This window comes from Novispirillum itersonii subsp. itersonii ATCC 12639 (assembly GCF_000381985.1).
In the GTDB taxonomy this organism is placed as follows: Bacteria; Pseudomonadota; Alphaproteobacteria; order Rhodospirillales; family Rhodospirillaceae; genus Novispirillum; species Novispirillum itersonii.
The window spans coordinates 196,971-209,609 of the sequence record NZ_KB907337.1 but is presented as its reverse complement, the minus strand read 5'-3'; the positions used below and the strand labels follow the sequence as shown (position 1 = coordinate 209,609).

The 12,639-nt window shown below is 62.3% G+C and carries 9 protein-coding genes; 5 read left to right on the top strand and 4 right to left on the bottom strand.

Features of this window, described 5'->3' with window-relative positions; genetic code table 11:
- Positions 1-429 precede the first annotated feature (429 nt).
- Positions 430-1,788 carry a TolC family outer membrane protein gene (locus G365_RS19785; protein ID WP_019643625.1) on the top strand — a complete coding sequence of 453 codons (1,359 nt, stop codon included), beginning with the start codon at positions 430-432 and terminating at the stop codon, positions 1,786-1,788.
- A gap of 209 nt (positions 1,789-1,997) precedes the next feature.
- Here the strand turns inward: G365_RS19785 and G365_RS0100955 are convergent, their stop codons facing one another.
- Positions 1,998-4,292 carry a CHASE2 domain-containing protein gene (locus tag G365_RS0100955; RefSeq protein WP_019643624.1) on the bottom strand — a complete coding sequence of 765 codons (2,295 nt, stop codon included), beginning with the start codon at positions 4,290-4,292 and terminating at the stop codon, positions 1,998-2,000.
- A 277-nt stretch (positions 4,293-4,569) separates the two neighbouring features.
- Here G365_RS0100955 and G365_RS0100945 point away from each other — a divergent pair, with 277 nt between their 5' ends.
- From G365_RS0100945 to G365_RS0100930, 4 genes are all read left to right on the top strand, one after another.
- The gene (locus G365_RS0100945; RefSeq protein ID WP_019643622.1) at positions 4,570-6,354 is read left to right on the top strand and encodes a peptidase domain-containing ABC transporter; all 1,785 of its coding nucleotides are present in this window, start codon (positions 4,570-4,572) and stop codon (positions 6,352-6,354) included.
- A 5-nt stretch (positions 6,355-6,359) separates the two neighbouring features.
- Positions 6,360-7,694 (top strand): HlyD family type I secretion periplasmic adaptor subunit, encoded by a 1,335-nt coding sequence (locus G365_RS0100940; RefSeq protein ID WP_019643621.1) that lies wholly within the window; start codon positions 6,360-6,362, stop codon positions 7,692-7,694.
- A gap of 119 nt (positions 7,695-7,813) precedes the next feature.
- Positions 7,814-8,608, top strand: coding sequence for a motility protein A (locus tag G365_RS0100935; RefSeq protein ID WP_019643620.1), 795 nt, complete (start codon positions 7,814-7,816; stop codon positions 8,606-8,608).
- Between the two features lie 23 nt (positions 8,609-8,631).
- A complete protein-coding gene (locus tag G365_RS0100930) occupies positions 8,632-9,300 on the top strand; it encodes an OmpA/MotB family protein (protein WP_019643619.1) in 669 nt (222 codons plus the stop codon).
- Positions 9,301-9,444: 144 nt separating this feature from the next.
- Here G365_RS0100930 and G365_RS0100925 read toward each other — a convergent pair whose 3' ends face one another.
- The 3 genes from G365_RS0100925 to G365_RS0100915 all read right to left on the bottom strand — a co-directional run bounded on the left by G365_RS0100925 (position 9,445) and on the right by G365_RS0100915 (position 12,424).
- Positions 9,445-10,269 (bottom strand): MBL fold metallo-hydrolase, encoded by an 825-nt coding sequence (locus G365_RS0100925; protein ID WP_019643618.1) that lies wholly within the window; start codon positions 10,267-10,269, stop codon positions 9,445-9,447.
- A gap of 104 nt (positions 10,270-10,373) precedes the next feature.
- Positions 10,374-11,129 carry an SAM hydrolase/SAM-dependent halogenase family protein gene (locus G365_RS0100920; RefSeq protein WP_019643617.1) on the bottom strand — a complete coding sequence of 252 codons (756 nt, stop codon included), beginning with the start codon at positions 11,127-11,129 and terminating at the stop codon, positions 10,374-10,376.
- 5 nt (positions 11,130-11,134) lie between these two features.
- Positions 11,135-12,424, bottom strand: coding sequence for an MFS transporter (locus G365_RS0100915; protein WP_019643616.1), 1,290 nt, complete (start codon positions 12,422-12,424; stop codon positions 11,135-11,137).
- Positions 12,425-12,639 lie beyond the last annotated feature (215 nt).

Sequence of the window (12,639 nt, the reverse complement as noted above, 5' to 3'; positions counted from 1 at the left end):
CAGGAGGAGTGGCGCATGAAGAGTCAAAGGGTCTGTCACGATGTCCATCGGGCAACAAAAGGAGACGACACTGTATCATCCTATTTTTTCCGTGGATAAGGTTTCCAATCAAGTCTGAAGCGATAAAATGTGATGAGAAAGTGCGTTGTCGGCCTGCCGACAAAAAAGGTCGGATTTGACTGATTTCGACGAATAAACTATTGGTATGAGAATTACACCGGCCATCGACTGTCTGGCCCGTTGCCCTGCCCTGCGGCAAGGGACGGAAAGATCCGTCGAAACCCGTCGCCTTCCGGCATAAATCCTGTAGCAAGGGGATTGACAGAAACCGGCGGAATACGGACGGCCGGACAGGAAGACGGACCTAAAAAGCCCCGGCGGGGGTATTCAGAAAGGCCCGGACCGGGCACCTGTTGGGTAGGGGAACCAATGACTTTACGGAACGGAAGACACCTGACCGGAGGGGTTGCACTGGCCGGACTTCTGGCTCTGGCGGGCACACCGGCTTTCGCGGCCCCCCTCTCGGATGAACTTCAGGGGCTGCTGACCCAGCACCCGAAGATCGAGGCCGGAAAGAACACGGTCTCTGCGTCGGAAGAAGCGGTCAACAAATCGTTCGCAGGGTTTCTCCCCACCGTCAACCTGACCTCCGACGCCGGATACGAGCATGTCAACAGCCCGGCCCGCCGCGATATTCAGGGCGACCCGTACAACCGTGGCCGTCAGGTCGCCTCAGTGGTCGCCAGTCAGCTTCTGTACGACGGTGGCCAGACCAGCTCGCTGTATAATGCCGCCAAGCTGCAGAAAAACGGCGCTGAGTACGAGCTGAACACCACCCAGCAGGCCGTCCTGTTCGAAGGGATCAGCGCCTACCTCAACGTCCTCCGTCAGCAGGAGCTGCTGCGTCTGTCCCGCACCAACGAGGACAACATCAAGCGCCAGCTGAATCTGGAAGATGAACGGGTCCGGCGTGGATCTGGCATTGCCGTTGACGTCCTTCAGGCCAAAACCCGCCTGCAGCTGGCGAAGGAACGCCGGATCGCGGTTGAAGGGGCCCTGAAGGCGGCCATTGCCACCTATGAACAGGTGTTCGGCCATGCCCCGGAGACCGGGCGGATGACGGTGCCCCATGCGCCGATCGCCGACCTTCCCAAGTCGGTGAATGAGCTGGTTGACATTGCCGTGCAGGAACATCCGTCGATCCGGTCCGCGGCCCTGCAGAGTCAGGTCGTTGCCGAACAGCGCGATGCCGTCGATGCCGAATATATGCCGCGGGTCACGCTGGAAGCTGCCAGCAACTTCGAGAACAACAAGAATACCGTCACCGGGGAACGGCGCGATTATACCGTTCTCGTGAAAGCAAACTGGAACCTGTACAACGGCGGCGCGACCAGCGCTGCCTCCGCCAAGGCGTCTTACGACTACGCCGGCAGCCAGAACAACGCGGTCTATGTCCGCCGTAAGGTGGAAGAACAGGCCCGGGTGGCGTGGGAAACCCTGCGGACATCCCGTGAGCGGGTCGGCCTGCTCCAGAACGCGGTCAACATTGCCAGCGAAGTTCTTGATGCCCGCCGCAAGCTGCGCGAGGCCGGGAAGGAAACTGCGCTGAACGTGCTGGACGCTGAGAACGAAGTCTATACCGCCGCCATCAATCTGGCGGCCGCCACATACGACGCCCGCGTTGCCGCCTTCCAGACCCTTCTCGCGATGGGACGACTGACCCCGACCTATGCCGCCGTGCCCCTGAAAACCGGGGAACAGGCGGATCTGGCCCTGCCGGTCAACTGACCCGTCTGCTTCAGTACAGTCCGCCCCTGCAAGCAGCCCCCGCCCGGTCCGCCCGGCGCGGGGGCTGTCTGTTTTTGCGGGGGCTGCCCGCTTTTGCACCGCAATGGCCGGAACAGGTCTGGCAAAAAGTCCGGCCCGCCCCCATAACGGCGGGCGGGCCGGGCCTTTGTCTGTCTCTGTGCCGCTGAACGTCTTACGTGCGGAACATTTTACTTACTGGTGGCCACGTAGACACCATCCCAGTCCGCACCGGGGGAACTAACCCGGTAATCGGCCAGACGGTCCGCATACAGATCATAGAACCCGTCAATATGCAGACCGTCACTCAGGCGGCGACATTCCTGCAACAGCTCTTCCGCACGGTCCCAGTCCTGCGCCCGGTAGGCCGCGATCATCAGATCATGCACCTGACGCAGGGCTATAAAGTCGGGGGTTTTGGCAAACGCTTCATCCCCCAGCAGGGTAAAGATCCGCACCGGCAGGGTTTTACCCTTCACCTTGATCAGATCCAGCTCCAGCACCGCAAAGTCCGGGGCGCGCTGATAGGTGTTTTCACCGATCACGATCGACACCCCATAGGGCTTTGACTGCCCTTCCAGACGCGACGCCAGATTAACGCTGTCACCCAGAACAGAATAGTCAAACCGCTGGTCAGACCCCATGTTCCCGACGCAGACCTGCCCGGAGTTAAGGCCGATCCCGACCTTCAGCGGAATATGCTTACGCCCTTCTTCAATCGACTCTTTTTCCAGATCGACGTTGACCTTCACCATGGTGTCCATCATTGCCAGCGCTGACCGGCAGGCATTAGCCGCGTGGTCGTCATCGTCCAGCGGGGCGTTCCAGAACGCCATGATGCAGTCGCCCATGTACTTGTCGATGGTACCACGGCGGTCAAGGATGACGTTGGTCATCGGGGTGAGGAAGCGGTTGATCAGGCGGGTCAGACCCTGCGCGTCAAACTGTTCTGAAATGGTGGTGAAACCACGCACGTCACAGAACAGCAGAGTCATATCCCGCATTTCACCGCCCAGCTTAAGCTGGCTGGGGTCCTGCGCCAGCCGTTCGACCAGCGCCGGGCTCATATAGCGGCTGAAAGCATCACGCACCTGCCGCCGTTCCGCCTCTTCGCGGGCGTAATTGGAATAGGTGAGCATCATATACAGCAGCAAGGAACACAGGGCCGGATAAACGGGGTCAATCAGCATCTTCTGGGTGTCAAAAAACCACCATGATCCGGCGGCCATGACCCCGATTGCCAAAGCCAGAATGATCACGGTCAGGCGGGCCCCGGCCAGCGGCACCAGCACCACCATCAGCAGACCGGCGGCCAGAGCCCCCAGTATTTCAATCAGCCGCGCCCCCTGCGGACGCTGCAACTGGGTACCACCCAGCACGTTCTCCAGAATCTGGGCATGCACCTCAACCCCGGGGATCACCGAATCCAGCGGGGTTGAGCGGATATCGAGCAGCCCCACCGCCGATGTCCCGACCAGAATCAGCCGCCCGGCCACCTTGGCCGGATCGACCGTGCCGCGCAGAATATCCACCGCAGAGATGTACTTGGCCGGATCATGGCGGGAGAAATAGACCCACACCCGGCCACGCTCGTCCGTTTTCAGCAGGCTTTTTCCGACCAGCACCCCTTCCACCCCCCCGGACGGAAACATCCGGATCACGGTGGAGCGGTTGCCGGTCGCCACCCGCAGCATCTCCACGCTCAGGGCAGGTTCAATGGTGCCGTTGACGTTGGCCATCATCGGCAGGCGGCGGGAAATACCGTCCAGCTCCATCGCTGAATTAAAGATGCCGCGCCCGGCGGCCACCTCCTCCAGCACCTCAAGATTCCGCACGATACCGGTATGCTGTTCCAGCCACGGGCGGGGATCCCCGCCGCGTTCGCCGATTGAATGCTGGGGGACGTTCTCGCGCCCGGTCACCGGCATCGCCTCGCTCCGCAGGGACTGCCCCAGAACCACACGGCTGCGGGAAATCATCTGCGCCAGAACGGAATCGTTATCCGGCAACCCTTCCAGCGCCTGCCGGGCCGCGTCATCCAGCCCCGGCAGCTCACCGGCGATTGCCCCCGGCGACATGCGGTCCGGCTCGGAGAAGACAATATCGAAGCCGATCACCACCGCCCCCATCTGGGTCAGGCGGTCCACCAGACGGGCCAGCGTCGTGCGTGGCCATGGCCACTGCCCGATTTCCGACAGGCTGCGCTCGTCGATATCAACAATCATCGCCGGGCGCTCAGTCACCTCACGCGGCTTGATCTGATTGTAAATGTCGAAGGTCTTGATCCGCAGAAACTGCAGGGGCACCGGCTCCCACACCCCGATGGTCATCATGGCCGCCAGCAGCAGCAGGCCAATCCCCCGGCCACGGCCAAACACGCTGCGCACCAGCCGCCGCAACAGCGGCGGCTTCGGCCCGGCCGGGCGGTTCGGCTTTGCTTTCCGGTCCGCCCCACCTCTGCCAAGGCGGCTGATCAAACTTTTCATTCCCAGTCCCCGGTCAGGCCCTGTCCCGGCCTTGTCAGCAGATCACCCCCGGCATCAGGCCGAAGCGGGGGGAACCGACAGCAGTCGGCATATCCGCCCACCCTGCCCGTCCACGCCCATAACGGCAAGAGCGGAAATACATCTGTTTCAAGCCGTTGACATTCAGGCACAGCACCGTGGACAGACAAGGCCCGACACGGCAGGATCGGCCGATATCCTTGATCCGCGATCCGCCCGGACTCCCGGCCCGGAGCAGCATGACGGAAGCCACCTTTCCATGTCCTCCCCCTCCTCCCTCACCCCACCCCCCGAATCGTGGTTCGACACGGTGCTGCGCCCGCTGTTGCCGGTCACCCGGGATCTGCTGTCCGCCTCGCTGTTCATCAACATTCTGGCGCTGGCGGGCCCGGTGTTCGTCATGCAGGTCTATGACCGGGTGGTGGCGCAGGCCGGTCTGTCCACCCTGACCGGGCTGGTGATCGGGATGGGACTGGTGGTGATTTTTGATTTCACCCTGCGGCAGATGCGGGCCCGGGTGATGCAGGGCGTCGCGGTGCAGGTGGATGTCACGGTTGGCCGCCGCCTGTTCCACAAGGTGCTGTCGCTGCCGCTGCGCACGCTGGAATCCCGCCCGACGGCAGCATGGCAGCAGACCTTTCAGGATATTGAAGTCCTGCGGAACTGCCTGTCCGGCCCGACGGTGGTGCTGCTGTTCGACCTGCCGTTCACGCTGTTGTTTCTGGCCCTGATCTTTGTCATCGCCATGCCGGTGGCCTGGGTTCTGGTCGGGGCGCTGGTGGCTTTTCTGGTGATCGCCATCCTGTCCGCGCGGGCGGTCGGATCGGCAGCGGTGAAGGAACGGGGCCGCAAGGTCAGCCGCGACGTGATGATGGCGGAAACCGTCATGGGCCGGACCACCGTCAAGGCTCTGGCGCTGGAGCGCGGCATCCTGCCCCTGTGGGAAGAGCGGCAGGCAGAAAGTATTGAGCGGTCCCTCGAGCGGGGCCAGAGTTCTGACCGCTTCGTCAACATGGCGCTGGCAGTCACCACCCTGACCACGGTACTGATGACCACGGTCGGGGCGCTGGCGATTGTTGACCAGAAGATGTCGATGGGGGCACTGGTCGCCGCCAACATGCTGTCGGGGCGGATGATCGGCCCCTTCAACCAGCTGGTGGGGGCATGGCGGACCCTGCAGGGGTTCCGGCAATCCGCCCGCCGTCTGGGCGATCTGTTCAGCCAGCCGGAAGACCGCCAGACCAGCAGCCTGAGCCTGCCACGCCCCAGCGGGGCCCTGACCGCAGACAGTATTACCTTCCGGTATGGCGCAGAGACGGTGCCAACCATCAACGCCGTCAAATACTCGTTCCGGCCCGGTGGCATCACCGCGATCATGGGCCGCAACGGCTGTGGCAAAACCACACTGCTGAAACTGCTGCTGGGCCTGTATACCCCCGAAGACGGGCGGGTGCTGCTGGACGGGGCCGACCTGTCACAGTTCACCCGGGCGGAACTGGCAGGCTGGATCGGCTATGTGCCGCAGGACTGCGTGCTGTTCAGCGGCAGTATCCGCGACAACCTGACCCGCGCCCACCCCGGCATCAGCGACGCGGATATTCTGGAAGCCTCAACGCTGGCCGGAGCCCACCAGTATATCGTCAACCTGCCGGACGGCTACGCCACCGATGTCGGGGAAATGGGCAGCCTGTTATCGGGCGGCATCCGTCAGCGGCTGGCGATTGCCCGGGCCCTGATGGGCAAACCATCGGTCCTGATCCTCGACGAACCCTCAGGCAGCCTTGACCGGCAGGCGGAAGAACACCTGCGCGACGTTCTGGTCCGGCTGTCGCAGGACCGTACCGTGATCGTCGTCACCCACAGCCCGACCCTGCTGTCGGCCTGCCGCAGCATTATTGTGATGGATCAGGGGAAAATTGCTGTCAGCGGCCCCTCCGCCGATGTGATGGGGTATCTCAGCCGGGGCGGTCAGCCGCCTCAGCCCGCCACCGGCCCCGCCGCTGCTGCCCCCTCCGTCCCCACGCCCTCCGCACCCGGAGCCTGAGCGCGATGACCGATACCCCGACCCCGATGCCCGCCCCGCCGTCCGGCTCCGCACGTCTTGATGCACTGGCTTCCACCGCGCAGGCAACCGGCCTGCGGCGGCTGGGCTGGGTGATCATGCTGTTTCTGGCCGCATTTCTGGTCTGGGCAGGGTTTGCCCGGCTGGATGAGGTCTCTGTTGCCACCGGAGAGGTGGCGCCACAGGGCAAGGTAAAAGTTGTCCAGCACCTTGAAGGCGGTCTGGTCACCGACATTTACGTCCGCGAAGGGGAACTGGTGCGGGAAGGTGCCCCCCTGATGCAGCTGGACCTTGGCAACGTTGCCGCCAGCCGGGAAGAAATCGCTGTACGGATCGACGGCCTGACCCTGACCCGGGCCCGGCTGCAGGCCGAAGCCGATGGCAGCCCCCAGCCCGTCTTCCCCCGGGAAGCCGCCAGCCGCCGCCCCCAGCTGGTCGCGACCGAAACCGAAACCTTCTCCGCCCGCCGCCGGGAACTGGAAGCCACCCTGCGGGTCATGGCGGAACAGGTCCGCCAGCGGGAAGGGGAACTGCGGGAAATGACTGTCCGTCAGCGCAACCTGACCACCAATCTGGGCCTGTCCCGGCAACGGCTGGCGATGTCCACCGATCTGCTGAAGGATGGGCTGACCGCCAAGATGGATCACGTCCAGCTTCAGGCCGAAGCCGAACAGATCAGCGGGGAACTGTCGCAGATTGAAGCTGCCCTGCCCCGGATCAACGCCTCGCTGGAAGAAGCCCGTGGCCGCGCCACCGAAGCGAGCCTGAAGTTCAAGCGTGAAGCCCGGGAACTGCTGAGCCAGACCGAACTGGACATCGCCCGCAACACGGAACTGCTGAATAAGGCCACCGAACAGCAGACCCGCACCGAAATCCGCAGCCCGATTGAAGGCGTGGTCAAAAACATGCGGATCAGCACCATCGGCGGGGTGGTAAAACCGGGCGAACCGATCATGGATATCGTCCCGTCAAAAGACAATCTGGTGATCGAAGCCAAACTGAACCCGATGGACCGGGGCTATGTCAGCATCGGGCAGGAGGCAACCGTCAAAATTTCAACCTACGATTATGCCCGTTACGGCGGCCTGAAGGGAAAGGTGATTCTGGTCGCCCCGGATTCGACCGTGGTCGAAGGCAAACCGCCCTACTTCCGGGTGGTGGTGGAGCCGGAAAAGTACTGGCTGGGGGACGTGCCGGACACCTATGTGATCTCACCGGGGATGGAAGCAACGGTGGATATCCATACCGGAACGCGGTCTGTCCTGCATTATCTGGTCAAACCGGTGCTGAAACTGAAGCACGAGGCCTTCCGGGAGCGGTAAAACAGCCCAACCGGGGGGTTAAATTTCCTTAGCCGGGCTTGCGCCGCCGCACAGTTTCGTTCACTCTGGCCTCAGACACCGTACTGAGCGGCTTTACGGTGCGTTTACAGGGTTTTCCAATGTCACTGCCTACCTTGCTTGGCGTCCTTTTCAGCATCGTGCTGTTTGTCGGTTCGATCCTGCTGAGCACGAACAAGGTGACGGTCTTTCTTGACCTGCCCAGTTTCGTGATGGTTGTCGGGGGCACCCTGGCCGCCACCTTCGTCTCGTACGAGGCCCGCTATGTCCTGCTGGCGCTGCGGCGGATGCAGTCCATCCTGTTCGTCAGCAAGGTCAACCGGGCGATTCTGACCCATGAAGTGGGCCGGGTGATCCGCTGGGGCTACATCATCCAGAAATCCGGCATGCCGGGGCTGGAGGCTGACGCCAATAAGGTGCGGCGCGACGACCGCTTTGTCGGCTTCGGGATTGATCTGGTGATTTCCGGCTATACCGGGCAGGAAGTGCGTGAAATCCTTTCGACCACTATTGAGACCACCTTCACCCGCAATGTGGTGATCGCCGACATCCTGCGCAACATGGGCGGCACCGCCCCGGCCTTCGGGATGATCGGCACGCTGGTCGGCCTGGTCATCATGCTCGACAACATGGCGGACCCCAGCAAGCTGGGCCCCGGCATGGCGGTGGCCCTGATCACCACCCTGTACGGCATTCTGTTTGCGCGCTTTCTGCTGCTGCCCGCTGCCGCCAAGCTGCAGCAGCGGGAAGAAATCCTGCGCTTCCGTAACTATCTGGTCGCGGAAGGTCTGGCCCTGCTGGCCGAGCGTAAAAGCCCCCGCTACATTCAGGACCGGATGAACGCGTTCCTCGACCCCGCCCTGCACTTCAGCATCGACAGAGTGCGGCAGAAGTGATGCCGGGCTGAGGGAGGACCGTCATGTTCGACAACACCAAGCTTGCCCCGCCGAAGCCTCCGCCGGAGGATGAAAGCTGGATGGCGACCTTCGCCGATATGGTGACGCTGATTCTGGTGTTCTTCATCCTGCTGCTGTCGATGTCAAAAATCGACAGCGCCAAATATGAAGAGGTTTCTGCCGGGATGACCAAATCCCTCAGTGACCGCAAAGTGGAAACCCCGATTGAGGAACTGCGCCAGACCATCCGTGACAATATGAAGGGCACGAAGCTCGACGATGCCATCAGCATCGGCAAAGATTCTGCCGGGGTGTCTCTGGAGATGGCCGCAACCTCTTTCTACGAGCTGGCATCGGCGGAATTCCGGCCGGAGGCGATGGATACCCTGATCCAGCTGGCCGACACCATCAAGGCCGAGCGCTTCAACGGCTTCCAGATCGCCATTGAAGGCCATACCGACGACACCCCGATCCGCACCGAGAAATATCCCAGCAACTGGGAACTGTCGGCGGCCCGGGCATCGCGCATCATCCGGCTGTTTGAGGATCAGGGCATCAACCCCAGCCGTATGCGGGCTGTCGGGCTGGCCGATACCGCCCCCAAAGTGCCCAACCGTGGCCCTTATGGCGACCCGCTGCCGCAGAATCAGGAAATTAACCGGCGGGTGGTGGTCCGGCTGCAACCCCGCTGACACAGGGCTTCCGGAACGGCATCACAAGAACGAAAACCGCTGCCCTGCCGGTGCAGCGGTTTTTTCATTCACAAAGCCTGCGGAGTAAAAATCCCCCGGAGAGGGGGAAAGATCTGCGGGAACGGACTTCTGGAAAAGAACAGCTCAGTCCAGTGTCAGTTCCATATTGTCGCGGGCAACCAGCGCCCGGTCCCACATCCGCCGGGCCTGATCCTCCAGCCGCTCCATAAACTCATCATCATGATCCGGGTCATGGTGGAAAATTGCCAGCCGGTGAACATTGGCCGCCCGGCACAGGCGCACGCCTTCCTGCCAGGTAGAATGCCCCCAGCCGACCTTGGCCGCAAACTCATCATCGGTATAGGTGCTGTCGTAGATGACGAGGTCAGCCCCCTCAATCAGATCAAGAATCCGTTGATCCGGCTGCCCCGGCACATGCTCGGTATCCGTGATCAGGCAGACGGAATGTCCGTTGTAATTGATGCGGTAGCCGGTCGCCCCGTTGGGATGATTCAACGGGGCGGTCTGTACCACCACATCCTCGCCAAACCGCAGGGTCTCACCGGAACGGAAATCGACGAACCGCAGGGTCGCCTGCAAGGCTTCCAGAGGCACCGGGAACATCGGGGTCGCCATCTGACTGGCAAAGACCTGCTGAATACCGCCACAGTCAGACAGATGGCCCGCATAGATATCAAGGGTCATCGGCTGGCAGAAAATCGGTGAGAAGAAGGGGAAGCCGTTGATGTGATCCCAGTGGGTATGGGTCAGCAGCAGCGCGCTGTTGGTCCGGCCCTGCCGGATAAACTCATTGCCCAGCCCCCGAATCCCGGTTCCGGCGTCAAGAATCAGGTGCACGTCGCCGGCTGTCACTTCGATGCAGGAGGTATTGCCCCCATACACCACATGATTCGGCGAAGGACAGGCGATGCTGCCACGGACCCCCCAGAACTTGACCTTGAATGCCATGTCACCTACCCCGAGACCAAAGGAGACGGCCCACCCCGACCGTCAGAAAACCATTAACTGCTCTCTGGAATTATTTAGAAAGCAAAACCATCACATATCAAATTTTATGTACTTTTCCAATCAATCCGGTCACCGACCACCAGCCCCAGCGAATCCCGCGCTGAGCCACCGTTGACGGCAATTTCCACCAGACCGTTGGAATTGACATACCAGAACGGCTGCCCCGGCGGGACCAGCCCGAAGGTCCGGGCAAAGGGCAGCGACCGCCCACGGATCGAGAGAACCCGGTCCGGTGCGCAGCTATCCCCGCGCAGGCCGGTCATCGCATTGCCAAAGCGGTCAAAGTAGATGACCTCCGCCAGCCGGGTCGACCAATCCGGATTGCACAGGGACTGCGGATCAATCGCCGCCACCTGCAGCGGATTTGCCTGCCCCGGCTTGACACCGCAGGCCAAAGCCGCTGCCACCGGGGCGAAAATATCACGGCCATGGAAAGAGGGGCTGGCCTGTTCCGGCCGCCACAGCACCTCCCACGCCTCAGCCCGCTGGGCGGTGGCGATCACCGCATGCAGCAGGCCGTTATCCGGGGCAACATACCAGCGCCCGTCAACCCGGGCGATCACTGCCCGGCGCTCGGTCCCTACACCCGGATCAACGACGCAGACGTGAACCGTCCCGACCGGGAACGGATTGCGGGTATAAGCCGGCAGCAGAAAGCTGGCAGCCCGCGGCTGATAGGTCGGCAGATCCGCAAACAGGTCAATCACCGGAATACCCGGCGCCTTGGCCGCCAGAACAGCCCGCACCTGCCCCAGATAGGGGCCTTCAAGACCAAAATCAGTGCTCAGAACCAGCATCATCGCAGTCAGCCTGCTTTCCTGTTGTGTCCATCTCCTGCGGCGCCGGAGCTCTTTCCAGACCGTACCATCAACACCAGCAGCCCACCAAGCGCCGCCACCACGGCACTGGACAGAAACGCCGGTACATACCCGCCCGTCAGACTGATCATCACCCCGAACAGCGACGGACCGCAGACAACCCCGGCATAGGTGAAGGCCAGAGCCCCTCCGGTGGCCCTTGCCGCATCAGCCGGGCCGGTAAGATGGGCAACCTCTGCCAGAAAAACCCCGTTCCAGCCAATGGCCGACGCCCCGAAGGTCAACGCCACCAGACTGACTGCAAAAACAGGCCACTCACTGGAAAAGAAAGCACATCCTGACGCTGTGACGGTCATCACAATAGATAAAATTGTTAGCATTTTTCGGGCGCCAAACCAATGGTCTGCAAGAGCACCCCATACAATCCGGCCAACACTGCCCGCCACCTGCGCCGCAGCAAAAATACCCCCGGCAACGATCAGCGGATACCCGATCCGGTCAACCAGATAGGTCACCAGATACGCAGAAAAAGACAGCTGTACCGCCGCAAAACAGAACGAGGCCAGCGCCATCATCCTCAGATCCCGGCGGCCCCAGACCAGCAGCAGCGGCGCGGCCCATCCGCTGCGCCGGAACAGTGCCCCGGCTTTCCGCTGCCGCTCCCGGTCCAGCGGGGGGCGCAGCGGCTGTACCAAGACAGCCAGAACCACAGCAGCAGCCCCGATCACCCCCGCCGCCGCCTGCCACCCCAGGGACAACACCAGCCACGGCACCGCCGTTCCCGCCAGAACCCCACCCAAAGGCACCCCGGTCTGCTTGATCGAAAAAATCAGACCGCGCCGCTCCGGCGGGGTCGTCCGCGCCAGCATGTGGGAGCTGGCGGGCGTTGCCGGACCATAACCAAACCCAATGACCAACGCCGCGATCACCGCCGGAACAGCCAGCCCGCTCGCCAGCCCCCATAGTCCGGCCCCGGACAGCAACAGGCAGATCTGGCTGACCCGCATGGCCCCCACGGTGCTGACAACAGACCCGGCAAACAGCGTTGCCAGCATCGCCCCCAGATAGACCAAAGACGTATAAAACCCAACCAATGCCGAATCAAAGCCGATATCCGCCGCCGCCTTGGTGGCAAACACCGGCGGGGTCAGCGCGGCACCCGAAATAAGGGCCTGCATCACGGTGGTCACCGCCAGCACCAGCCACGGCGACGGCCCCCCGGCGGCGGCGGTTTCCCGCCCGGCATCCCGGGCTGAGCCCTTGTTCGGCACCGCCATCCTCTTCCTCTTGTCCCTCATCCCGTCGGTGCCCGGCGGTTTCCTCCTCCGTACTTACCCGCCTCCACACTGCCGGACAAGGGCAACACCCCCGGTCCTGCCTGCCGAGTGACATTTTTTTGACTTTCGCTTTCCGAACCCCACCTTTAGACTTTGGACACGCTGGCTTTACCCTCCGTAAAGCCCTTAATTTTTTGACGTTTTTGCGTTCAGGA

Coding starts and splice junctions, on each gene's coding strand:
- G365_RS19785 (WP_019643625.1), top strand. CDS start 430: ATGACTTTACGGAACGGAAGACACCTGACCGGAGGGGTTGCACTGGCC.
- G365_RS0100955 (WP_019643624.1), bottom strand. CDS start 4,292: ATGAAAAGTTTGATCAGCCGCCTTGGCAGAGGTGGGGCGGACCGGAAA.
- G365_RS0100945 (WP_019643622.1), top strand. CDS start 4,570: ATGTCCTCCCCCTCCTCCCTCACCCCACCCCCCGAATCGTGGTTCGAC.
- G365_RS0100940 (WP_019643621.1), top strand. CDS start 6,360: ATGACCGATACCCCGACCCCGATGCCCGCCCCGCCGTCCGGCTCCGCA.
- G365_RS0100935 (WP_019643620.1), top strand. CDS start 7,814: ATGTCACTGCCTACCTTGCTTGGCGTCCTTTTCAGCATCGTGCTGTTT.
- G365_RS0100930 (WP_019643619.1), top strand. CDS start 8,632: ATGTTCGACAACACCAAGCTTGCCCCGCCGAAGCCTCCGCCGGAGGAT.
- G365_RS0100925 (WP_019643618.1), bottom strand. CDS start 10,269: ATGGCATTCAAGGTCAAGTTCTGGGGGGTCCGTGGCAGCATCGCCTGT.
- G365_RS0100920 (WP_019643617.1), bottom strand. CDS start 11,129: ATGATGCTGGTTCTGAGCACTGATTTTGGTCTTGAAGGCCCCTATCTG.
- G365_RS0100915 (WP_019643616.1), bottom strand. CDS start 12,424: ATGGCGGTGCCGAACAAGGGCTCAGCCCGGGATGCCGGGCGGGAAACC.